Origin of the sequence: Serratia sp. BNK-17 (genome assembly GCF_048684935.1) — a bacterium.
GTDB classification, from domain to species: Bacteria; Pseudomonadota; Gammaproteobacteria; order Enterobacterales; family Enterobacteriaceae; genus Serratia; species Serratia nematodiphila.
In genome coordinates this window covers 3,752,140-3,773,770 of the sequence record NZ_JBLQTR010000001.1, presented here as the reverse complement: position 1 = coordinate 3,773,770, position 21,631 = coordinate 3,752,140, and the positions used below count along the sequence as shown (strand labels likewise).

Sequence of the window (21,631 nt, the reverse complement as noted above, 5' to 3'; positions counted from 1 at the left end):
TGCTGCATGGCGGTGGTAAAAACCACCCGCAAGCCACAACCAACAGGAGAAAGTTATGGCGAATCACAATGTGAAATCCTGGGCGACAGTGCGTGAAACTTCGGTGGAAATCGCCGAAGCCATTTTTGAGCTGGCAAGGAACGATGAAGTGTTGGCGCAGAAAATCTGGGAAGAAGGCAGTGATGAGGCGTTGGAGAAGGCCTTTGCCAAAACCACCGCCGACCAGCTTTATTGGGGAGAGGAAACCGTCGAGCGGAAAAACGTTTGAGCGGTTACGCAACAAAAAGCCCGGGTTTCTGACCCAGGCTTTCCCGATTAGCGCCCGCCCCGCTCAGCGGCGTGCATGTCTTCTTGCTCTCACGGTTCTTCACCTCCCACACCTTCCGCATTCTTCATGCTCATCACCGGCGTCGCCATAAAAGCGCCGACGCCCACGATTACAACCAGAGTAATAATCACTGTCATTAACATGCGATCACCCCATCAACGTTGAGTTGTTACGGCTGACTCTGTTTTGGCGGTTCTTGCTGCGGCTTTCTTTGCGTCCCCCACCGCGGCGGCGGCAGTCTCAGATTAGCCGTTTTTCCTTTCGGCTGACAAGCGGCGGTCAAACGGTTTTTCCGAATAATTGTCCCCCGTCACCGGCGGCATTTTTGTCCACGGCGGCAAGTTGTGTATACTTCACCGCTATGTAGGTCTCACACTGACGCACTGATGATACAAGAACACCACCTCTCGTTGGTCTGCGCCCTCAGCAAATGGGTCGAAACTCACCTCGGACGAGTGATCCATCTCGAAGAGCTGGCCGAGTATTCCGGCTACTCGCTGTGGCACATGCAGAAGCTGTTCAAAGAAGCGACAGGGATTTCGCTCGGTAAATACATTCGCGAACGCCGTCTGGCCGGCGCAGTCTATCAACTGCGCAGCAGTGAAGCGTCGATCTTCGACATCGCCCTGGACTTTGGCTTCGGTTCACAGTCCCACTTCACCTACATGTTCAGAAAGCGTTTTAATATCACACCCTATGATTTCCGCCAGGATTTGAGCGTTGATCTGCACATCGATCCGCCGCTGCACGTCATTCACCAAAAATCCGCCTGAAGCTCGCCGCAAGTCGGCGGGTTAACGCGCCCCCCAGACCGCCAGCATCGCGATCGCGGCCGGCAGCGCCTGCACCCACAGAATTTTGCGGCTGGCGCTCAACCCGCCGAACACCCCGGCCGCCAGCACACACCCGAGAAAGAACAGCTGCAGCGCCATATCCCCACGCCAGTAGCTCCATACCAACCCCAACGCCAGAAAGCCGTTGTACAACCCCTGATTGGCGGCCAACACCCGCGTGGCTGCGGCGAACTCCGCCGTTGTGCCGAATGCGCGCCTGCCGAGGGGCGTACGCCACAGGAACATTTCCAGCACCAGGATATAAAGATGGAGCGCTGCGATGAGCAGCAGCAAAATATCGGCAAAGAACTTCATGATGGTTCCAGTCGTTTATTGAAGATGCCATCAATTATAAACGCCTTCGCTCGCCTCCCCATCGGCGGAGATAAAAAAACCCGCCGAAGCGGGTTTATGCAGGAGTCATTTTTTGAGGTTAGTTTAATACGGCGACCAACAATGCCGCGACAGAGACCCAAAACAGCGCCGTGGCAACCACGACATGGGACAGTCTTGCACGATAGAGTACCTGGCTCATAATGACCTCACTGACATCTGACTAATGGGAGACAACCTGACTTCCTGAGGAATATCCTAAACTTCTTCTCGTTGTCATTATATGCGCCAGATCACTTTTCCGTCGAGAAACCTTATATTGTCGTAAAAGCTGGAGCCGCGATCACATTAATTGCGCCTTATTAGAGCGAAATAAGCCGAATAATCGCGGTGATTATATCCTAACGCTATCAAACATCGCTCCAGGGCAGGCGTGGTGCGGTCATACGCTCACCAGAATAACCTTCAACCGCCGGGAAACGCGGCGCCTCTTGCTCCCAATCATGCTGAGCCCGAGTAATTTCAGCCTTGGTATGTCCTACGAAATTCCACCAGATAAGGATCTCTTCGTTCAGTGGTGCTCCACCGATTAATAATCCCCGGCTGCCCTTTCGCGCATTTAACCCAATAGAGTTATTCTTCACACCTAAATAGGCGAATTCGTCAGGTGAAAAAGTTTCACCATTAAGTTCAAACGCACCAATAAGGGGCAAAAAGCCAATTTCATAATCATCGCGCAACGGCAATTCGATTCTTGCCGCTTCTTCCCATTCCAGATCAATGGCGATTAATGGCGAAAGAGTGAACACCGGTGAACGATAAGCGCCAAATTCTCCGACCAACAAACGATGATTCACGCCATTATTCTGCCATTGCGGCAAATCAGGATAATGATCGAAGCGTGGTGCCATGTCGGCATGTTCGGCAGGCAGCGCGATCCATAATTGTGCGGCATGCAACCGCCGCTGCTCGCCCACCGACTGTTCCGTGTGCGCAATGCCGCGCCCTGCGGTCATCAGATTAACCTGCCCTGGGCGAATCACCTGTTCACTGCCGAGGCTGTCTCGGTGCAGCACCTCACCCTCGATCATCCAGGTGAACGTTTGCAGCCCGATGTGCGGATGCGGCCCCACATCCATGCCGGGCGAAGTGCCGTTGAATACCGTCGGCCCGGCGTGATCGAGAAAACACCAGGCGCCGACGGTGCGCCGCTCCCGAGTTGGCAACGCACGGTTGATCGGGATGCCCCCCACTTCGGCATTACGCACGTCAATACGTTGTATCTGGCGCACGCCGTCAACGACGGGGCATTCGCGTGAAGGTGAAAAGAGCGTAGGACGTGACTGACTCATCGCAAAGACCTCCTGAATGGCGCCGATTCGCCAAGGGTAATCCCCCAAGCTTAACACAGGACAGCCCCCACAGAGCGGTGACGCTCAGACACGTTCGCGCGGTTCAGGGTGCTTTGATATAGCAGCTCTTGATGTCTATCTCGTCATGCGCGTGCCTGAGATCGGAGAAATAGGTCACGCCAAAGAGAATTGATACCACCAGCAGCACGGACACCAACAGGCCGATGATCGCCAGCAGTTTGGTTTCATCATGGAGATTAGGCTCCATTTTATCTCCCCTAGTTAATCGCGTCAGGTCACCCACAGCGTGACCGCCAGCGTAAAGATAATCAGTGAGCAGGACGCCACCGCCAACACGACGATCGCAAATTGCGCATCACCCAAGGTTTCTCGATAATTTTTATCCGTTGAGGCGTTACGCTCTTGTTTCACTAAATCGGTTTTCACTCGTTCAACTGCTGCGTTGCTGTTTGGCGGGGCAAAACATCCCCTCAGAATAAGGCGCCAACGTCGCTGACTTGGTCGCTCCGGCCTCAACCGGGGGATGACGCTATCAATTTTCCCCATCAGGGTCAACACCGCGCCTGCCGGTGAGCGAGCAAGTACACAGGGGAGATGTAACTGGCATGGAGAGCGCAAGGAAATAAGAGACGCGGATTGCAGAGGACAAAAAAAAGCCCGGTACGTAACCGGGCCAGGGTAAACCGACGCGTTATTGCGGGATACGCAACACCTGCCCCGGATAAATCTTGTCCGGGCTCGACAGCATCGGCTTGTTGGCTTCGAAAATCTTGTTGTACAGATTGGCGTTGCCATACATCTCTTTAGAGATCGCGCTCAGCGTGTCGCCCTTCTTCACGGTATAGAAGCGGCTCTCGGCGTCGGATTGCGCTACCGCCACCTTGTCTTCCACACCGCTGATACCCGCCACGTTGCCGATAGCCACCAGGATCTTCTCTTTTAACTCCTGGCTGACGGCGTCGCCGGTCACTACGGCTTTACCATCGACCACCTGCACATTCACTTTGTCGGTGCCCGGCAGGCCGCTCTTATCGAGATGCTCCTTGAGTTTGGCGCTTTGATCTTCGGCGGAGGCATTGCCGGTGACTGTATCCCACAGTTTTTCGCCCGCTTCTTTGACGAAGTTAAACAAGCCCATATTCACTCCTTTTGATGGTTGCAGTAATGCGTTTAAGTAAGGCTTGTTAAGCTTAGCATCGACAAAAGGATATGCCATCCGCTCAGGGCGTCAGAAACGGGTAGAGTATTCCGAAAGTGTCGTCAGCGGCGTTTCCATGGCGATTAATCGTGCAATGATGCTGAAAAATCGCGCTTTTCTACCTACACTGTTGCAGACAAGGCAACTCGACGAAGGAGGCGTGCGACGATGTACGCATTGGTGATGTTTGTCTGTTATCTGGATGGCGGCTGCAGTGAAATGGTGGTCGATATATTGCGCGACGAGCCGCAATGCCTGGTCGCGATGAAGGAACAGAACTTGCGACATGCCGGTTGTTATCCCATGGAAGAGTTTATCGACGGCTTCTGGTTGCCAGCCAGCGAATATTCGGATTTTTAATCCCCTTCCCGCACGATACTGAGGAATTTCTGATTTCATCAGAAACTTCGTCTTCCTCCGAGGCATAAGGCCGCTGTTTTGCTAAATTGCGGCTCCCGAAGAAGAGAGAGACAGAGAAAGGTCATGCCAGTATCAGCTCATTCCAACGAGCAATATGAAACTCTGCTGCGCGACGTCAGCCTGGCGTTAGGCGACGCAGTGTTGCAGTTAATCAAAAACCATAAAAGAGTATCCGGCGGCAATATTCTTTCACAGCTGGTGACCGAAATAGAGCGTGAGCAGGATCAACAACGTTTCGCCGCGCTGCGTTCCGCCATTGAGCTGGTTGGGTTGGCGCCCAAAGGCTAACCCACTCGCGTTGTGTAGAGATTGAGCATTTCTTACTGTAAAACCGCGCATGTAAGCAGTAATAAAAAACGCCAATCAGATTACACTGATTGGCGTTTTTCATCGCATTTTGGCCCTTATCGATATGTCCCGTATCTCAGCGGACCTTCGACAGATTTTTTTTTAAACTGTTCCCGTTAACCAATGCTCTGCCAAAATTAATAAACGGTTTTTCTATCATTTTGTACGTAATCAATGAAAGAATGACTAACGCACTCATAACTAACGGCATAAAAATAAGATAGCCGTTCATACTACCTAATTGGCTGCTGTCGATAGAGAAAACCAAGATTGTATACATTAAAATGCCATGCAGCAGATAGAGACTAAAACTAATCTCACCTAACTTGACTGCTCCAACCCCGGACAAAGAACCGAAAGCAGAGTTCCCCATTACAACAGGAACAAAAAATAAAAACATACTCATCACACCCAACAACCCGAGCGGATCCTTAACAAAAAACACCGCAAAAGATATAGCAAAAACACTTATCATTGATATCGCTGAATTATTTATGACGGAACGCAGCACTTCACCATAACGTTGCTCTATCGCAAAGGCTAAACCACCGAGAACAAAGAAAATAATATATTTGCAATCAATCCCTTTAACATGTAATCCACTGAAATAAATAGCTATTGCCAGCACTACAAGCAACGCAGTGGTGGTTTTCTTACTGAAAAAAACGGCAAGCAATGGTAACGAAAGATAGAAAAGCCATTCATACTTTAAGGTCCAGGTCACGCCGGCAGTGATTCTTTTTGCATCAGGATCGCCATTAACCGAGTCACCGATATATAGCAACCAACTGACAATTTCTTTTGCAAGCTGGGGCAACGTTACATTCAACTGATACCCATGCACGATGAACGTATAAAGTATCGTCACGGCAACAGCCACAAGGTACAGTGGGAAAATTCTAAATACCCGAGATATATAGATTTTAGCCCAAGAGATTTTAATTGACGCCTGTTTATCTTTGTAGACTTTCCCAATAAAAAGATAACCAGTAATCATGAAGAATAAACAAACAGCAACCTTGCCGAAGTTATTTATAAAATTAATTTTTGGTGGCAACCACTGCCCAGTTTGCAGCCAGCCATAAAATATAAAATAATGATGTGCGGCCACCATTAACGCCAGATAGCCGCGCAGGCCATCAATGCAGCCAGACCGACGCCCTTCGGGGAGTCTGATGTTTAACGGGGTGAATTTGCTAATTGATACAGTAATGTAACTTAATACTATCGCTAATAAAAAAGCGAAAAAAAACACTAGAGAAGTGGACATTCTTATGACCCCATGGATACCAAGCTTCTCATACTATCACCAGAATCTCATGTGTAAAGATTTAGTAAATAATCTCTAATAGTTACGTACGCTCCTCAGCCCCAGCTTTACATTTTTCGGTGTCATCAGCGCTAATCGCCATGTTCAGTCCGATGACCAAGGGGACATGACGGTCAAAATTTGCCGATAATCAGCCGTGCGGATTAAAGCATGATGCGCATTACAAGGAAGGCTTGCCCCCCATTGCCCGCGATAACCTCATCCGAGCTTTCACTATGAAGGACAAGCCGCTTTTTCCCGACACAGGAAGAAGGTAATACCTTTCATTATCAGGCAGCAGTGTCCCTGTTGCTGACTGATAACAATGAATGGAGCCGCTTAGAAGCGATACGTCAAGCTGACGGCCACGATATCATCGTTAGCCAGTTTCAGTTTGTTGTCGTCGCTCAACTGGTTGATTTGATAATCAACGTAGGTGTACATATTTTTGTTGAAGTAGTAAGTCGCCCCCACTTCCACGTATTTCACCAGGTCGGCATCACCGATCCCTTCGATATCCTTGCCTTTGGACTGCACGTAGGCCACGGAAGGACGCAGGCCGTTCTCGAATTGATACTGAGCCACCACTTCGAAGTTTTGCGTTTTATTGGCGAAGCCGGAAGTGCCGTTGACGCTGATCGGCGTCATGTTACGGGTTTCGGCATACATCGCAGCCAGGTAAACCTGGTTGGCGTCGTATTTCACCGCGGTGGTCCAGGCGGTAGCGCTGTCACCCTTGCCATACTGCAGCGCTTTCTGAGCGCTGGTGCGGTTAGAATCGGAGAACGCCGCCGCTACGCCGATGCCGGAACCGCCGATATCCTGGTAGTCCAGAGACAGGCCGTAACCGTCGCCGTTTTGCTTGGTCACGCTGCGGCCGTCACCGTCGTTTTTACCCTGATACTGCAGCGCCAGATTCAGGCCTTCCACCAAACCGAAGAAATCACGGTTGCGGTAGGTGGCCAAACCGTTGGAACGGGCGGTCATAAAGTTATCGGTATAGCTGTAGGAGTCGCCGCCGAATTCCGGCAGCATGTCGGTGTAAGCCTCGGCGTCATACACCACGCCGTAGTTACGGCCGTAGTCGAAAGAACCGTAGTTGCCGAATTTCAGCCCCGCGAAGCCCAGACGCGTTTTGGTGCCGGCGGTGCCCTGCGCTTCGTCGTGATTGGCCTGGACGTTGTATTCCCACTGGCCGTAGCCGGTCAACTGGTCATTGATTTGCGTTTCGCCTTTGAAGCCCAGGCGAACATAGGTCATATCACCGTCGTTGGACTTACTGTCGCTGAAATAATGCTTGGCGTTAACGCGGCCGTACAGGTCGAGTTTATTGCCATCCTTATTGTAGATTTCAGCCGCGTTGGCGAAGGAGGTGATCGCCCCGAGGGCGACAGCTAAGGCTAATACACTGCGTTTCATCATTTATTTTCCTAGATATTATAATTAGAACCCTGCCCGTCACGCCCAATTTATAATTTGGGCTGTGATTTTATCTTTTGGTATTTTATGAGCTCCCCTAATGCCGGGGTGATGTGACATTAGCATCATGAATCAAAACTTAAAATCAAAAAGTTCATGAAACAACGAGGAGAAAGCATGTTTATTTGTAACTGAATATGTCAAAAAAGAAATTACTCAACTCATTGAATATAAGAATTTTTTATCACATAAGTTATAACCAAAACGGTGCATTGCACCAAGATAGTACAATTCGGTTTCGTTTTGCGTGCTTTCTGCGCGATTCAAAAGTAACAACAAGATTAGCATGGTTATTAAAAACGTTACTTATTTCACATTTTTATCTTAACAAACTCACCAGGCAATTAAGGCTTTCAGATAACGACCTGACACTGCCTTCTATTCATTCGCATAAAGACGCGGATTAGTGACGAATAAAATTCGCCTTACGGGAATAAAAATAGCGGGAAATAGCAGATTAAAATAATGAAAGGAATAACGGCGGCGCGCTGACGGCGCCACCGTGGATAAATCAATACAGCGTAGAGCGGGAAACTTCGCTCAACAACATACCGGCACGCAGGCCCAACGCCACACTGGGGTTAGGGAACAGTATCCACGCCCCCTCCTGGCCCACGCGATAGTCCTCCTGCGGCTGCTCGCACAGCAACATACCCGGTTGCAGTTCGGTGAAGTTGGCCGTGTCATCGTCCAGATGCAGTTTGAAATCTTCGCTGTGCTTGATCAACGAGTGCATCACACGGAAAACCCGAATCTCGGCGCCCGCACGCGTCGGCAGCGCCCCTTCGCTGACCGCCGCCCGCAGAGCGCGATCGATGGCGGCGAACTGCTGCAGATCGTTGCTGCCGAACGGCCGCGCCTTGCCCAGCTCGAGCGTACAGCTCGCCGCATTGAGATGTTCGCTGGAGTAATGGCTAAAAGTCCCGCCCGGCGCACTGTGTACCACCAACGCATCCAGATCGGCGGCATCCAGCAGCTTCAACATCGGCTCACTGTACGGGCGTTTCTGAAAGGGCAGAATGCCGAAACGTGGCAAACGCGATTCACGGATGGCGGTGTGCAAATCGTAATGGAAACGCGCCGCCTGCTCCCCATCGAAAAAGGCGGCGAGCGCACGCTCCAACTGCTGCGCGCGCACGGTTTCGCCGCTGGCGGCGAAGTTGCGGTAGCGGCCGCCGAACATGCGGTTCATATCGCTGTGCAGATAACGCTTGCCGGCCCGCATCGCCGCCGGGTTGCCCAGCACCACCAACAGTCGCACCGTCAGCGGCAACCGGCCGGCAAGGAGATCGCCGACCAGTTGATTGAGCAGTTCAATCGGCGCGGTTTCATTGCCGTGCACGCCCGCCGACATCACCATCGCCTGGCGGTAAGGCTGTCGCGGCGTAAGCTCCAGCACCCCTTCCCCCTGCCAGCGCCACCGCAGCTGCGGTATTTCACCTTGCCATTCGACGGGTTCGTTCCCTTCCAGCGTCAGGGGCAGTAGATCGATCATGCTGCCTCCCTTAGCGTTGGAACGGATAAATGGCGCCGAGACCGAGGATCGACGTCAGCGCATCCAGCGCCTCGCGCCCTTCGCGCAGCAGCAGCGGATCGGCCAGGTCATCCTGCGTCAGGCGATCGCGGTAATGACGATCGACCCACTCGTTCAACGTTGCGAACAGCCGATCGTTCATCATCACGCGTGGATTGACCGCTCTCAACTCTTGTTCGTTGAGCGCCACCCGCAACCGCAGGCAGGCAGGGCCGCCGCCGTTGCGCATGCTTTCACGCAGGTCGAACACGCGGATTTCATCGATAGGGCCGCCGCTGCCGACCATGTCGTTGAGGTAACGCCACACGCCGGCGTGCTGACGCGACTCCTCCGGCACGACGATCATCATCTTGCCGTTCGGTTTGGTAAGAATTTGGCTGTTGAACAGATAGGTCGCCACCGCGTCCGCTACCGAGACGCGCTCTGTCGGCACTTCGATCGCTACCAGCTCGCTGTCCAGCGTCGCCATCTTGCGGCGCACTTCATCCAGCGCCTGTTGCTGGCGGTAAAACGCCTGCTGATGATGGAACAGCACGTTCTGGTTGCTGACCGCAATCACGTCGTTATGAAACACGCCCTGATCGATCACCGCCGGGTTTTGCTGCACGAAGACCGTATGCTGTTCATCCAACTGGTGCAGGCGAGCGATCGCCTCGCCGGCTTCGCGCGTCTGGCGCGCCGGATAACGCGCCGGCGCCGTTTCGCCGCCGAACTCCTGACGACCATAGACGAACACCTGCACGCTGCGCCTGGCGTAGTCGCCGCCCAAACGGTTATGGTTGGCCGCCCCTTCGTCGCCGAACAACGCCACCTGCGGCAGCGCCTCGTGGTGGGCGAAATGCCGATCGTCGCTGAACATCGCCCGCAATACGGCGGTGGTGGTTTCCGCTTCGATGGCGCGGTGGAATTTGTTGTTCAGGTTGGCGGCGGTGAAGTGCACCTTGCCGTCGGCGCTGTCCGCCGAAGGCGACACGGTGGCCGCATTGGCGGTCCACATGCACGATGCCGAGCTGAGCGCCGACAGCAAGCGCGGCGACTGACGCATCGCCTGCGCCAGCACCGCCTCATCGCTGCCGCTGAAACCCAGGCGACGCAGCATCGGCAAATGCGGCCGCTCCTGCGGCGGCAAGACCCCTTGCTGGAAACCGAGATCGGCCAGCGCCTTCATTTTCAGCAAACCTTGTTTCGCCGCCAGCTTCGGGTTCGATACGCTGTTTTGATGCTGCGTCGATGCCTCGTTGCCGAACGACAGCCCGGCATAGTGGTGCGTCGGCCCCACCAAACCGTCGAAATTGACTTCATATCCTGACATGTTTATCCCCTGGGGATAGCGTGCGGCAGCGCCATCGCGCCGCCGCAGACGATTAACGGAACGACAAGCCCGGCGAGAGCGTCGCCGGCAGCGACAGGCTTTCGCTTTCCAGCGAAGCCATCGGCCAGGCGCAATAGTCCGCCGCATAGAAGGCGCTTGGGCGATGGTTGCCGGAGGCCCCCACGCCACCGAACGGCGCCGCGCTGGACGCCCCGGTCAGCGGCTTGTTCCAGTTGACGATGCCGGCGCGCGCTTCCAGCAACAGCCGCTCGAACAGCTCGCGCTGCGGCGAGACCAATCCCACCGACAGGCCGTAGCGCGTCTGGTTGGCGAGCCGCAGAGCCTCGTCGAAATCGCGGTAACGCACGATGGTGGTCAACGGCCCGAAGTACTCTTCGTCCGGCACGCCGGCCACGCCGGTCAGCTCGATGATGCCCGGGCTGAGCAGCGAACTGCCCGGCTCCAGCAGACGCATGGCCAGCAGCGATTTGCCGCCCAACGCCAGCAAGCGCTGCTGCGCTTTCAGCATGTTTTCCGCCGCGGCAGCCGACACCACCCCGCCCATGAACGGCTGCGGTTCGGCATCCCAACGGCCGACGCGCAGTTCGCCCGCCACCTGAACCAAACGCGCGATAAAGGCATCGCCTTCCGCCCCTTGCTTCACCAGAATGCGACGCGAACAGGTGCAACGTTGACCGGCGGAGATAAATGCCGACTGGATAGCCAGGTTGACCGCCGCGTCGCGATCCTCGAAACCGTCGACGATCAGCGCATTGTTGCCGCCCATCTCCAGCGCCAGGATCTTCTCCGGCTGCCCCGCCAATTGGCGGTGCAGATGGTAGCCGGTGCCGGCGCTGCCGGTAAACAGCAGACCGTCGATATCCGCACTGGCCGCCAAGGCTTCGCCGGTTTCGCGGCCGCCTTGCACCAGATTGATCACCCCGTCCGGCAGACCGACCTTCAGCCACAGCTTCAGGGTCTCCTCGGCGGTCAGCGGCGTCAGTTCGCTCGGCTTGAACACCACGCAGTTTCCGGCCAGCAGCGCCGGCACGATATGGCCGTTCGGCAGATGGCCGGGGAAGTTGTAAGGCCCGAACACCGCCAGCACGCCGTGCGGGCGATGGCGCAGCACCGAAGCGCCGTCGGCCATCGCCGTCTGGCTAAAACCGGTGCGCGCCTGATAGGCCTGCAGTGAAATGCCCACCTTGCCGATCATCGCCTGAATTTCGGTCAGGGTTTCCCAGCGCGGTTTGCCGGTCTCGCGGCTGATGGTTTCCGCCAGCGACTGTTTATGTTCTTCCAGCAAGGCGGCGAAGCGTTTCACCAGCTGTTCGCGCTGCTCGAACGGCGTGCGCGCCCAGGCGGGGAACGCGGCGCGCGCGGCTTCGCAGGCAGCGGCGACGTCGGCGGCGTCGGCGGCGTTAGCGCGCCACAGCGGCTGGTTGCCGACCGGATCGGCCTTGCCGAACTCGGCGCCGCGGCCCTGCCGCCAGACGCCGTTAATCAACAGAGCAGGATGGGACATCATGCTTTCTCCTGTGCAATAAGGGGGAGCACCCGCACCGGGCTGCCCTGCTCGACGCCCAGCGCCGCAGCGGTGGCGGCGTTGATATGCAGGCGGTCGTCATACAGATCGGCATTGACCAACAGTGCGCGGTAATTCTGATAGTTGTCGTTGGCCACCAGATGCACCGGCGCATCGGCGCGCATCGGCGTGTCATCCAGCACCACTTTCACCAGGCGGCTCTGCTTCACCGCGCGGATATGGTCGATCTCGGCTTCCAGCGTCGGGCCGCCGTCGAAGATATCGACGTAGCCCTGATAACTCAGGCCTTCCGCCTCCAGCAACCGGCGCGCCGGCAGGGTTTGCGGGTGCACTTCGCCAATCACTTTCTGCGCATCTTCGGCCAGGAAATCGACATACAACGGGTGTTTCGGCATCAGCTCGGCGATAAACGCCTTTTGCCCAGTGCCGCTCAGGTAGTCCGCCTTGGCGAACTCGATGGAGAAGAAACGGTGACCGACGCTCTCCCAGAACGGCGAACGGCCGTTTTCATCGGAGAAACCGCGCATCTCGGCGATCAGGCGCCGGGAGAAGCGTTCACGGAACGCGGCGATAAACAGGAAACGCACCTTCGACAGCAGCTTGCCGTTCTCGCCGTGGCGATAATCCGGATCGAGGAACAGCGTACACAACTCCGAATGGCCGGTATGGTCGTTGCTGAGGAACAGCGTCGGCACCGATTTATAGACGTTCAGCTGTTTGGAGGCGTGCACCTGCGTGCCGACGCGGAAGCTGTACCAGGGTTCCGCCAGGCCGACGGCCACTTCAATTGCGCAGACCCCCACCGCCTGCCGGCGCTCGCTGTCTTCCAACACGAACAAATAACACTGGTCACTTTGCGGAAGTTCGCCTTGCCAGGTTTTTAACGCCCGCTCAATGCGCGCCGACAAGGTATCTTCATTCTGCGGCAGTGAAGTGAGACCGATGCCGGATTTACCGGCAAGCGTCAGTAAATCCGCCAGATCGCGACGCTCTATAGGGCGAATAATCATCATAATGCGAACCTCTTCTGAATCAGGCTGCGCCGGTGAAGGCGCAGCCCGCTGATTAGCTGCAAATGCGCGCCACGGCGCGCGCGAATCGCGCCAGCCCCTCTTTCACATCCTGCTCAGGGATGATCAGCGACGGCGTGAAACGCACCACGTCCGGACCGGCGATCAGCGCGATAACGCCTTCTTCGTTGGCCAGTTGGGTGATCTGCTTCGCTTTGCCGGCATAATCTTTCTTCAATTGGCAGCCGATCAGCAAACCGCCGCCGCGGATCTCGGCGAAGATCGGGTACTGACGGTTGATATCGTTCAACCCGTCGATGAACCACTGGTGACGTTGTTTGACGCCTTCCAGCACTTCCGGCGTGTTGATGATGGAGAACACTTCCCCCGCCACCGCCGTCGCCAGCGGGTTGCCGCCGTAGGTGGTGCCGTGGGTGCCGACGCCCAGCGTTTTCGCCAGCGCATCGGTGGTCAGCATCGCGCCGATCGGGAAGCCGCCGCCCAGCGCTTTGGCGGTGGTCAGCACGTCCGGCACCACGCCGTACTGCATGTAGGCATACAGATGGCCGGTGCGGCCGACGCCGGTCTGCACTTCGTCGAAGATCAGCAGCGCGTTATGACGATCGCACAGTTCACGCAGCCCCTGCAGGAAACTGGCCTCCGCCGGCAGCACGCCGCCCTCGCCCTGAATAGGCTCGACGATCACCGCGCAGGTGCGATCGTTGATAAGCTCGGCCGCTGCGGCCAGATCGTTATACGGCGTGTGGGTGATTCCGCCCGGCAGCGGCGCAAAATCCTGCGAATACTTCGGCTGGCCGCCGGCGGAAACGGTGAACAGCGTGCGGCCGTGGAACGCGTTGTTGAACGCCACAATCTGATCTTTACCGGCGCCGTGCTGGTCGTGCGCGTGTTTACGCGCCAGTTTCAGCGCCGCCTCGTTGGCTTCTGCACCCGAGTTACAGAAAAACACCTTGTCGGCGAAGGTGGCGTCGATCAGTTTTTTGGCCAGACGCAGCACCGGTTCGTTGGTATAGCCATTGCCCAGATGCCACAGTTTGCCCGCCTGTTCCACCAGCGCCGCCTTGACCGCCGGGTGCGCATGGCCCAGCGCGTTAACCGCGATGCCGCCGGCGAAATCGATGTAAGACTTACCCTGCTGATCCCACACCTGCGATCCTTCGCCACGCACCAGAATAAAATCGGCAGGGGCATAAACCGGGACCATCCAGTCATCGAAAGACTGGCGGGTAACTGCGATTGGCTGTTCCATAGTGACCTCATAATCTCAGCAAAGGCTGAATTTTGACTGTAAGGGCCGCTCAAGCCCGGTTAGACCGCCACAATGCAAAAAAACCGTTGTTCAAAACCGACTTTCGCGGCGGAGAAAATGCTGTCCCTTACCGCTGATTTAGAAACAAATCTGTTACATAAAATCGGTTTTTCACTATTTATGGCGTATATCCGGTCCCTGAGCGGGGAGTAAATGTTAACGAGCAGTTAAAATACATGTCGTTTGATAAAGAGTGTAGAGCAGCTATCGTGCCAAAACGGGATTTTTGCCGGATTTTGCTATTTTTTACGTTAAAACAACGGCTTATAATGAATATTTATTCATTTTCTATGCATTGGTAATGCATAAATTAAAAAATAAGGCCTAAAATCATCATTGCGTGCGAAATCCTATTCAATTACGAAAAACTTCAGGATTTCTGATCGGGCTCGCAAAAATAATTTCCCCCAATTTGCTCGCTATCACACTTTTTGCCCCCATCGGGTGCAGCGGCGCGCCAGCATGGTGCAACGCGGCAGCGACGCAGAGGCGCCACCCGCCATACTCGCGAAAAAGGAGCCGCGCTGACCGCGATTCGTGCTTTGTACGCCAGCGACTACACTGTGATCCTGACCGCCCCTTCTCTTCTGCGCACAAGGAGCCACCATGCCCAAGAAAACCGTCGATCTCAGCCAGCCGCACGCCCAACACGACATCCGCGCGTTTCTCGACGCGCTGAATGCCGGTGGCGGTAAACCCATGGATCAGCTGAAGCCCAAAGAAGCGCGCAGGGTTTTGGAGGACGTGCAACGCAGCGTCGAGGTGCCGCTGCGCGAGGTGGAAATCAGCGAGAAAACCATCCACGTTGAGGGCCAGGATATTCTGCTGCAGTTGGTGCGGCCGGCCAGGGTCAAGGAGGCGTTGCCGGTATTCATGTTCTTTCACGGCGGCGGCTGGGTGCTGGGCGATTTCCCCACTCATGAACGACTGGTACGCGATCTGGTTTACAGCTCCGGCGCGGCGGCGGTATTCGTCAACTACCCCCGCTCCCCGGAAGCGCATTACCCTCAGGCGATTAATCTGGCCTACGCCGCCACGGAATGGGTGGCCGAGTACGGCGAAAAAATCAATGTCGATGGGTCACGGCTGGCGGTGGTCGGCAACAGCGTCGGCGGCAATATGGCGGCGGTGGTCAGCCTGATGGCCAAAGAGAAAGGCATACCGGCATTGCGTTGCCAGATCCTGCTGTGGCCCGTCACGCACGCCCACTTTGATACCGATTCCTATCATCAGTTTGCCGAAGGCCATTTCCTGACTCGCAACATGATGAAGTGGTTTTGGGACAGCTATGCGCCCGATAAGGCGCAGCGCAAAGAGATCTACGCCTCGCCGCTCAACGCCACGCCGGAACAGCTGCGGGGCTTGCCGCCGGCGCTGGTGCAGACCGCCGAACTGGACGTGTTGCGCGATGAGGGCGAAGCCTACGCGCGTCTGCTTGACGCCGCCGGCGTCGAGGTCACCGCCACCCGCTACAACGGCCTGATCCACGACTACGGCCTGTTGAACCCGCTCGCCCACGTCCCGGCGGTGCATTCGGCGATCCACCAGGCCGGGCGCGCGTTGAAGCACTACCTGTCCTGACGCTAGCCAACCACGTGGCAAGCCACCTGATGGCCGGGCGCCACGCTGCGCAGATGCGGCGCCTGTTCACGGCATTGCGCCGTGGCCAGCGGACAGCGGGGATGGAAACGGCAGCCGCGCGGCGGGTTGGCGGGATTGGGCGCTTCGCCCCCGGCCACCCACGCCGGCGAACGGTGCGTATCCAGCGTCGGCACCGCCGCCAACAAGGCCTGCGTGTAGGGATGCAGCGGTTGGCGAAACAGCGAATCGCGGTCGGCGCTCTCGACGATCTGCCCCAGATACATCACCGCCACGTCCTGGCACAGATGCTCCACCACGCCGAGATCGTGCGAAATAAACAGCAGCGTCACCCCCTGCCTTTCCTGCAAATCGGAAAACAGATTGATGATCTGCGCCTGAATCGACACGTCGAGCGCCGATATCGGTTCATCGGCGACGATAAATTCCGGTTGCAGGATCAGCGCGCGCGCGATGCCGACGCGCTGCCGCTGGCCGCCGGAAAACTCATGTGGAAACCGCCCGTAATGCTGCGGCGACAGCCCGCAGATCGCCAGGGTATCGAGCACCCGTTCACGCAGTTCCGCCTTGCTTGCCAGGCCATGCTGCAACAGCGCTTCGCCGATGGCGTCGCCCACGCGCAGACGCGGATTCAGCGAGCTGTACGGATCCTGAAACACCAGCTGCATTTTCGGCCGCAGGGCGCGCAGCGCGTCTTTGCTGAGGCTATCCAGCGCCTGCCCTTTGAACATCACCTCGCCGGCGGTTTTATCGTGCAGGCCGAGCAGCGTGCGGCCGACGGTGGTTTTGCCACTGCCGGACTCGCCCACCAGCCCGAAAACGCGGCCCTTGCGAATGCTGAAGCTGACGTCGTCCACCGCCTTCAGTTGGCCGGTGGTTCGCCCGAACAGCCCGTCGCGCAGCGGGAAATATTTCTTTAATCCTTTCACTTCCACCAAGGGTTCAGTCGACATGCAGTCGCCCTCCGGCGTTGAGGAAGCAGGCGGATTGGCGCTGCTGAGTCCCGTACAGCGGCGGGATGCCGTCGCGGCAGCGCGCGGTGGCCTGCGCGCAACGCTCGGCAAACGCACAGTGTTCAGGCAGCCGCGCCAGATCCGGCACCTGGCCGGGAATGGAGTACAAACGGCGACGCCGCTGCCCCGGCACCGGCCGCGAGGCGATCAGCCCCTGAGTATAAGGGTGCCGCGGTTCGGCCAGCACTTCCCGCGTCGTTCCCTGCTCGACGACGCGCCCGGCGTACATCACCGCCAGCCGATCCGCCATTTGTGCGATCACCCCAAGATCGTGGGTGATCAAGATCATCGCCATATTGTGTCGCCGGCTCTGCTCGCGCAGCAACGCCAGGATTTGCGCCTGTACCGTGACGTCGAGCGCCGTGGTCGGTTCATCGGCGATCAGCAGCGCCGGCCGGCACCCTATCGCCATGGCGATCATCACGCGCTGCAGCATGCCGCCGGAAAGCTGGTGCGGGTAGCAGCGCATCAGCGCCTCCGCGCGCGCCAATCCCACTTCCTCCAGCAGTTGCACCGCCTGACGCCAGGCCGCTTTCGGCGACAGGGCCAGATGACGAATCAGCGGCTCCAGCAGCTGTTCGCCGAGCGTCAGCACCGGATTGAGCGCGCTCATCGGCTCCTGAAAGATCATCGCCAGCCGGTTGCCGCGCAAATCAGCCATCTGCGCCGCCCGCAGCGACAGCAGGTTTTGTCCTTCAAAACGAATCTCGCCGCCGTCTACCTGCGCCAGCGGCTGCGGCAACAGCCCCATCAGCGCCATGGCGGTCACGCTTTTGCCGCAGCCCGATTCGCCGACGATCCCCAGCGTTTGCCCGGCCTGCAGTTCCAGACTGACCTGCTGCACCGCCCGCACCGGCCCCTGCTCGCCCTGAAACGACACCGACAGTCGGTCGAACGCCACCAGCGGTTGACTCATCGTGTTACTCCGTTCATTTTCGGATCGAGCGCGTCCCGCAGGCCGTCGCCCAGGATATTGATCGCCACCACGGTGACGAAGATCGCCAGCCCCGGCGGCATCCACAGCCAGGGCCGGCGCTGAAAGTCGATCAGGCTGTTGGCGGCGTCCATCATGTTGCCCCACGACGGTGTCGGCGGCACCACGCCCAGCCCGAGGTAACTCAGCGCCGATTCGCTGAGAATGGCGTTGGCCACCGCCATGGTGGCCACCACCACCAGAATCGGTACGGTGTTGGGCAGCAGATGGCCGAAGAGGCGTCGCCGGGTGGAGAGACCCAGCACCTCGGTGGCCAGCATGAAATCCCGCTCGCGCAGCGACAGGATCTGGCCGCGCACCAGCCGCGCCAATGACGGCCATCCCAGCAGGCTAAGCATGATCATCACCATGTAGATGCGGTAGTCCGGCGACACGTCGAGTTCGGTCAGCATCGCGCCCATGATGATCAACAGCGGCAGGCCGGGAATGGTCATCAGCAGATCGGCGAAGCGCATGATCAGCCGGTCCGCCACGCCGCCCAGATAACCGGAAAGCGCCCCCAGCACGTAGCCCAGCGTCACCGACAGCAACATCGACACCAGGCCGATGGTCAGCGATATCCGCCCCGCCAGCAGCAGCCGGGTGCAGATATCGCGGCCGAGAAAGTCGGTGCCCAACCAGTGCGCGCCGCTCGGCGCCTGATTGATATTCAGCACATCGCCGGCATCGTCGCGCCACGGCGACAACGACGGCCCAATCAGGCACAGCAACGCCAACAGCACCAGCAACGCCAGCGAAATCATCGCCGGCCGGTGGCGGCGCAGCCGCCGCCAGGCCTGCGCTGCGGGCGGTGGCGACAGTTGCGCCAGCGCCGGCAGTTGCGCCTGGCGCCAGCGGCGACGGCGGCCGAAAAACAACGTAGCCAACATCGTGTTACCTCAAGCGAATGCGTGGATCGGCGTAGGCGTACAGAATATCCGCCAGCAGATTGCCGAGAATGGTCAAGGCGGCCAGAAACAGCGTGAACCCCATCAATACCGGGTAATCACGTGCCGCCAGCGAATCGATATGGATGTGTCCGGCGCCCGGCCAGTTGAAGATTTTTTCGGTGATCAGCGCGCCGGAGAACAATCCCGGCAGCTCGAACCCCAGCAGGGTGATGATCGGCAATAGCGCATTGCGCAGCGCGTGTTTGAGGATCACCGTTTTCTCCCTGAGCCCTTTGGCGCGCGCGGTGCGAATATAGTCCATGCGGATCACCTCCAGCATGCTGGCGCGGAAATAGCGCGTCAGGCTGCCGGCCTGCAGCATCACCAGCGCCAGCACCGGCAACAGCAGGTGCGCCGCCACCTCCAGCGCCCAGGCCAACCCGCTCGCCTCACTGCCGGTGCGCAGCATGCCGCCCGCCGGCAGCCAGTGCAGATCGACGGCGAACCATTTGATCAGCAACAGGCACAGGAAGAACGTCGGAAACGACATGGCGGCGAACACCGCCACGGTGATCAGATGATCGAACAGCGAATAGGGTTTCATCGCCGAGATCACTCCCACCGCCAGCGCGATGCCCCAATACAACACCATCGCCACCGCCGCCAGCAGGAACGAATTCCAGATGTATTGGTTCAGCAGCGTGCTGACCGGGATCTGGTACTGCAGTGAAAAGCCGAGGTCGCCCTGCAGCAGCCGGCCAAGCCAGTGCAGATAGCGGCTGAACAACGGCTGATCCAGCCCGTACAGCGCCCGCAGCTCGGCGGCGCGTTGCGCGGTCAGATTGATGTTGCCGTCGATAAAATCGCCGGGCGCCAGGGCGAAAATGCAAAAAATCAGCAAGGAAGCCAACAGCAGCATCGGGATCGTCTGCAGCAGACGACGCAGGATAAAATTTCTCATCGCGGGTTCCATCGCCGCCGCCCGGAATGGCGCGGCGGCGTCAGGGCGTTACGGCGCCGGTTTGACGTTCGGCAGGCTGCCGACCAGTCCGTTGTAGATATCCGGTTTAAAGCCGGTGACGCGCGCGCTGCTGGCGCTCAAAATCTCGCGGTTGCCGAGCAGGATCACCGGCGGATCGTCCGCCAGCGCCTGATACAGCTGATGGTACAGCGGCTTACGCTGCGCGATATCCAGCGTGGCATTGGCTTTGGCGATCAGCCCGTCCACCTGAGGGTTGTGATAGCCGGTCTCGCTCTCGCGGCTGATGAAATCGCGTACGCCGTCGTGCGGATCGTTCAGCGTGCTGGTGCTGAGAGACGCCAGGTCGTAATTGCCCGCCTTGCGCTGCGCCAGCAGCGCGTTGAAATCCAATACCTGCGGTTTCAGCACCACGCCGAGCCGGCGGTAGTTATCCTTGGCGATCGGCACCAGCGCGTCGTTGATCAGCTTTTTGGTCACCAGCAGCGTCAGCTCCAGCTTTTTACCGTCTTTCTGCCGGATGCCGTCAGCGCCCACCTGCCAACCGGCCTCGTCCAACAGCTTTTTGGCCTTATCGAGATCGTAAGCGTAAGGATTGATGCCATTCGCGTCATAGGCCCAGGAGATCGGCGAAATCGGCTGGTTGGCGACCTTGCCGTACCCCTGATACACCACGGCGATCAGCTTTTGCCGATCCAGGCCGTAAATCAACGCCTGGCGCACCCGCTTGTCCTGCAGCGCCGGACGCTTGAGGTTGAAGTCGATGCGGCTGTAATCGCTCGAGCTGTAAAGGTTGATATTGGCGAAGCCGAGCAGCTTGAGCTGTTCGATATCGTCCGGCTTGGCGGTAAAGGCGTCGTAGTCGGTCTCACCGGTCTGGAACAGCTGGAAGTTGGTGGCCGGGTTGGTGACGCGATAGATAAAGCGCGCCATCGGCGGCGGGCCGAGGTAGAAGTTCGGGTTGGCATGGAAGCGGATCTCCTGCCCCGGCACGTACTTGTCGTAAATATAGGGGCCGTTACCGAGCGGTTTGCCGTTCAAGGCGCGCACGCCGTCGAGCTTGCCCCGCTGATAGTTTTTGCCGTAGTAAGCCCGCGACAGCACCGGGCCGCCGATCAGTTGCAGCGTGGTAGCGCCCGGTTGCGTGGTGACGATCTGAATGGTGCGATCGTCGATCACCTTCAGGCCGCTGATGCCGGCGGCGGTGCCGTTTTTATACTCGGCGCCACCCTGAATGTGCGCCGGCGTGATGTCAGTGTCGCCGTCATAGGCCGGATCGTGCAACAGCGTCAGGGTAAAGGCGATATCGTCAGCCTTCAGCGGCGAGCCGTCGCTGTAGACCAGATTCGGCCGCAGCTTGATGGTGTAGGTCAGATTATCGGGGCTGACCTGCCAGGACTCCGCCAGACGCCCTTCCGGCTTGCCCTGGCTGTCCAGGCCGATCAGGCGGCTGAAGATCACGTCGGTCACGTTCTCGTCCCAGCCGTTGGTGAACAGATACGGGTTGAAAATCCCCTGCGGTTCCGAGATGCCCGCCACCACGGTGTCTTTGCGCAGCTTGGCGGCGGCTGGCACCCGGCTGGCGTCGCTGGCCGGCGTGATGCCTTCGGCCAGCGTTTCCGCCTGCGCGCCGGCGCTCAATCCCAGCGCGCAGATCAACGCCAGCGGCGTCAACCGATAACGCAACAGTTTGTTTAGCTTGTTTTTTATTCTACTCACCCACTGCCCCTCGTCTACCCGTTGATAAAAATGTGACAAAATTTATCGCAGAGTAATGGGCGGCTGGAGGGCTGTCTAACAACGAAACCGGCATTCCATTGCCGA

At 57.7% G+C, this 21,631-nt stretch carries 22 protein-coding genes; 5 read left to right on the top strand and 17 right to left on the bottom strand.

What is annotated here, in order from left to right:
- Positions 1-55: 55 nt before the first annotated feature.
- Both ACMGF7_RS17925 and ACMGF7_RS17920 read left to right on the top strand, forming a co-directional pair.
- Positions 56-268, top strand: a complete 213-nt coding sequence (locus ACMGF7_RS17925) for a YccJ family protein (protein WP_420286559.1) — start codon at positions 56-58, stop codon at positions 266-268.
- Between the two features lie 446 nt (positions 269-714).
- Positions 715-1,101: a helix-turn-helix domain-containing protein gene (locus ACMGF7_RS17920; protein WP_004927697.1), complete on the top strand. Its 387-nt coding sequence runs from the start codon at positions 715-717 to the stop codon at positions 1,099-1,101.
- 21 nt (positions 1,102-1,122) lie between these two features.
- Here the strand turns inward: ACMGF7_RS17920 and ACMGF7_RS17915 are convergent, their stop codons facing one another.
- The 5 genes from ACMGF7_RS17915 to lysM form a co-directional block, all read right to left on the bottom strand.
- Positions 1,123-1,476: a DUF1304 domain-containing protein gene (locus ACMGF7_RS17915; protein WP_044031053.1), complete on the bottom strand. Its 354-nt coding sequence runs from the start codon at positions 1,474-1,476 to the stop codon at positions 1,123-1,125.
- A gap of 428 nt (positions 1,477-1,904) precedes the next feature.
- On the bottom strand, positions 1,905-2,846 hold the full coding sequence (locus ACMGF7_RS17910; protein ID WP_049240274.1) for a pirin family protein: 942 nt from the start codon (positions 2,844-2,846) through the stop codon (positions 1,905-1,907).
- 103 nt (positions 2,847-2,949) lie between these two features.
- Positions 2,950-3,114 (bottom strand): hypothetical protein, encoded by a 165-nt coding sequence (locus ACMGF7_RS17905; RefSeq protein WP_170310328.1) that lies wholly within the window; start codon positions 3,112-3,114, stop codon positions 2,950-2,952.
- A gap of 23 nt (positions 3,115-3,137) precedes the next feature.
- Complete coding sequence (locus ACMGF7_RS17900; RefSeq protein WP_004934560.1) at positions 3,138-3,293, bottom strand: hypothetical protein; 156 nt, start codon at positions 3,291-3,293, stop codon at positions 3,138-3,140.
- A 265-nt stretch (positions 3,294-3,558) separates the two neighbouring features.
- Positions 3,559-4,005 (bottom strand): peptidoglycan-binding protein LysM, encoded by a 447-nt coding sequence (gene lysM / locus ACMGF7_RS17895; RefSeq protein ID WP_015378169.1) that lies wholly within the window; start codon positions 4,003-4,005, stop codon positions 3,559-3,561.
- A gap of 228 nt (positions 4,006-4,233) precedes the next feature.
- Here lysM and ACMGF7_RS17890 point away from each other — a divergent pair, with 228 nt between their 5' ends.
- Positions 4,234-4,425 (top strand): YebW family protein, encoded by a 192-nt coding sequence (locus tag ACMGF7_RS17890; RefSeq protein WP_004934567.1) that lies wholly within the window; start codon positions 4,234-4,236, stop codon positions 4,423-4,425.
- A 123-nt stretch (positions 4,426-4,548) separates the two neighbouring features.
- Positions 4,549-4,773 carry a biofilm development regulator YmgB/AriR family protein gene (locus tag ACMGF7_RS17885; protein ID WP_049240272.1) on the top strand — a complete coding sequence of 75 codons (225 nt, stop codon included), beginning with the start codon at positions 4,549-4,551 and terminating at the stop codon, positions 4,771-4,773.
- Positions 4,774-4,909: 136 nt separating this feature from the next.
- Here ACMGF7_RS17885 and ACMGF7_RS17880 read toward each other — a convergent pair whose 3' ends face one another.
- The 7 genes from ACMGF7_RS17880 to ACMGF7_RS17850 all read right to left on the bottom strand — a co-directional run bounded on the left by ACMGF7_RS17880 (position 4,910) and on the right by ACMGF7_RS17850 (position 14,293).
- The gene (locus tag ACMGF7_RS17880) at positions 4,910-6,103 is read right to left on the bottom strand and encodes an acyltransferase family protein (protein ID WP_164094863.1); all 1,194 of its coding nucleotides are present in this window, start codon (positions 6,101-6,103) and stop codon (positions 4,910-4,912) included.
- A gap of 378 nt (positions 6,104-6,481) precedes the next feature.
- Complete coding sequence (locus ACMGF7_RS17875) at positions 6,482-7,564, bottom strand: porin (protein ID WP_049240546.1); 1,083 nt, start codon at positions 7,562-7,564, stop codon at positions 6,482-6,484.
- A 568-nt stretch (positions 7,565-8,132) separates the two neighbouring features.
- On the bottom strand, positions 8,133-9,116 hold the full coding sequence (gene astE, locus ACMGF7_RS17870; protein ID WP_049240547.1) for a succinylglutamate desuccinylase: 984 nt from the start codon (positions 9,114-9,116) through the stop codon (positions 8,133-8,135).
- A gap of 10 nt (positions 9,117-9,126) precedes the next feature.
- Positions 9,127-10,467, bottom strand: a complete 1,341-nt coding sequence (gene astB, locus ACMGF7_RS17865; protein WP_015378173.1) for an N-succinylarginine dihydrolase — start codon at positions 10,465-10,467, stop codon at positions 9,127-9,129.
- 52 nt (positions 10,468-10,519) lie between these two features.
- Positions 10,520-11,992 carry a succinylglutamate-semialdehyde dehydrogenase gene (gene astD, locus ACMGF7_RS17860; protein WP_197799778.1) on the bottom strand — a complete coding sequence of 491 codons (1,473 nt, stop codon included), beginning with the start codon at positions 11,990-11,992 and terminating at the stop codon, positions 10,520-10,522.
- Positions 11,992-13,026, bottom strand: a complete 1,035-nt coding sequence (astA, locus tag ACMGF7_RS17855; RefSeq protein ID WP_004934585.1) for an arginine N-succinyltransferase — start codon at positions 13,024-13,026, stop codon at positions 11,992-11,994. Before astA ends, astD begins: the two co-directional genes overlap by 1 nt.
- A gap of 52 nt (positions 13,027-13,078) precedes the next feature.
- Complete coding sequence (locus ACMGF7_RS17850) at positions 13,079-14,293, bottom strand: aspartate aminotransferase family protein (protein ID WP_015378175.1); 1,215 nt, start codon at positions 14,291-14,293, stop codon at positions 13,079-13,081.
- Positions 14,294-14,959: 666 nt separating this feature from the next.
- Here ACMGF7_RS17850 and ACMGF7_RS17845 point away from each other — a divergent pair.
- Positions 14,960-15,934, top strand: coding sequence for an alpha/beta hydrolase (locus ACMGF7_RS17845; protein ID WP_049240549.1), 975 nt, complete (start codon positions 14,960-14,962; stop codon positions 15,932-15,934).
- Between the two features lie 2 nt (positions 15,935-15,936).
- On the opposite strand, the gene ACMGF7_RS17840 is transcribed toward ACMGF7_RS17845, so the two are convergent.
- Genes ACMGF7_RS17840 through ACMGF7_RS17820 form a run of 5 tightly spaced genes read right to left on the bottom strand, consistent with a single transcriptional unit; the run spans position 15,937 to position 21,493 of the window.
- Entirely contained in the window at positions 15,937-16,905 is a 969-nt protein-coding gene (locus tag ACMGF7_RS17840) for an ABC transporter ATP-binding protein (protein ID WP_197799662.1), read from the bottom strand.
- A complete protein-coding gene (locus ACMGF7_RS17835; RefSeq protein ID WP_033632808.1) occupies positions 16,895-17,881 on the bottom strand; it encodes an ABC transporter ATP-binding protein in 987 nt (328 codons plus the stop codon). The genes ACMGF7_RS17840 and ACMGF7_RS17835 overlap by 11 nt, the downstream gene beginning before the upstream one ends.
- Positions 17,878-18,828, bottom strand: a complete 951-nt coding sequence (gene opp4C, locus ACMGF7_RS17830) for an oligopeptide ABC transporter permease (RefSeq protein ID WP_004934600.1) — start codon at positions 18,826-18,828, stop codon at positions 17,878-17,880. Before opp4C ends, ACMGF7_RS17835 begins: the two co-directional genes overlap by 4 nt.
- Before the next feature lie 4 nt (positions 18,829-18,832).
- Positions 18,833-19,789: an ABC transporter permease gene (locus tag ACMGF7_RS17825; protein ID WP_004934604.1), complete on the bottom strand. Its 957-nt coding sequence runs from the start codon at positions 19,787-19,789 to the stop codon at positions 18,833-18,835.
- 48 nt (positions 19,790-19,837) lie between these two features.
- Positions 19,838-21,493 (bottom strand): ABC transporter substrate-binding protein, encoded by a 1,656-nt coding sequence (locus ACMGF7_RS17820; protein ID WP_164094982.1) that lies wholly within the window; start codon positions 21,491-21,493, stop codon positions 19,838-19,840.
- Positions 21,494-21,631: the final 138 nt, after the last annotated feature.

Bases quoted from the DNA above. Each gene is read 5' to 3' on its own strand.
- ACMGF7_RS17915 (WP_044031053.1), bottom strand. From the start codon at position 1,476: ATGAAGTTCTTTGCCGATATTTTGCTGCTGCTCATCGCAGCGCTCCAT.
- ACMGF7_RS17845 (WP_049240549.1), top strand. From the start codon at position 14,960: ATGCCCAAGAAAACCGTCGATCTCAGCCAGCCGCACGCCCAACACGAC.
- ACMGF7_RS17840 (WP_197799662.1), bottom strand. From the start codon at position 16,905: ATGTCGACTGAACCCTTGGTGGAAGTGAAAGGATTAAAGAAATATTTC.
- ACMGF7_RS17880 (WP_164094863.1), bottom strand. From the start codon at position 6,103: ATGTCCACTTCTCTAGTGTTTTTTTTCGCTTTTTTATTAGCGATAGTA.
- lysM (WP_015378169.1), bottom strand. From the start codon at position 4,005: ATGGGCTTGTTTAACTTCGTCAAAGAAGCGGGCGAAAAACTGTGGGAT.
- ACMGF7_RS17835 (WP_033632808.1), bottom strand. From the start codon at position 17,881: ATGAGTCAACCGCTGGTGGCGTTCGACCGACTGTCGGTGTCGTTTCAG.
- ACMGF7_RS17825 (WP_004934604.1), bottom strand. From the start codon at position 19,789: ATGAGAAATTTTATCCTGCGTCGTCTGCTGCAGACGATCCCGATGCTG.
- ACMGF7_RS17920 (WP_004927697.1), top strand. From the start codon at position 715: ATGATACAAGAACACCACCTCTCGTTGGTCTGCGCCCTCAGCAAATGG.
- ACMGF7_RS17925 (WP_420286559.1), top strand. From the start codon at position 56: ATGGCGAATCACAATGTGAAATCCTGGGCGACAGTGCGTGAAACTTCG.
- ACMGF7_RS17910 (WP_049240274.1), bottom strand. From the start codon at position 2,846: ATGAGTCAGTCACGTCCTACGCTCTTTTCACCTTCACGCGAATGCCCC.
- opp4C (WP_004934600.1), bottom strand. From the start codon at position 18,828: ATGTTGGCTACGTTGTTTTTCGGCCGCCGTCGCCGCTGGCGCCAGGCG.
- astE (WP_049240547.1), bottom strand. From the start codon at position 9,116: ATGATCGATCTACTGCCCCTGACGCTGGAAGGGAACGAACCCGTCGAA.
- ACMGF7_RS17890 (WP_004934567.1), top strand. From the start codon at position 4,234: ATGTACGCATTGGTGATGTTTGTCTGTTATCTGGATGGCGGCTGCAGT.
- ACMGF7_RS17885 (WP_049240272.1), top strand. From the start codon at position 4,549: ATGCCAGTATCAGCTCATTCCAACGAGCAATATGAAACTCTGCTGCGC.
- astA (WP_004934585.1), bottom strand. From the start codon at position 13,026: ATGATGATTATTCGCCCTATAGAGCGTCGCGATCTGGCGGATTTACTG.
- astD (WP_197799778.1), bottom strand. From the start codon at position 11,992: ATGTCCCATCCTGCTCTGTTGATTAACGGCGTCTGGCGGCAGGGCCGC.
- ACMGF7_RS17850 (WP_015378175.1), bottom strand. From the start codon at position 14,293: ATGGAACAGCCAATCGCAGTTACCCGCCAGTCTTTCGATGACTGGATG.
- astB (WP_015378173.1), bottom strand. From the start codon at position 10,467: ATGTCAGGATATGAAGTCAATTTCGACGGTTTGGTGGGGCCGACGCAC.
- ACMGF7_RS17875 (WP_049240546.1), bottom strand. From the start codon at position 7,564: ATGATGAAACGCAGTGTATTAGCCTTAGCTGTCGCCCTCGGGGCGATC.
- ACMGF7_RS17905 (WP_170310328.1), bottom strand. From the start codon at position 3,114: ATGGAGCCTAATCTCCATGATGAAACCAAACTGCTGGCGATCATCGGC.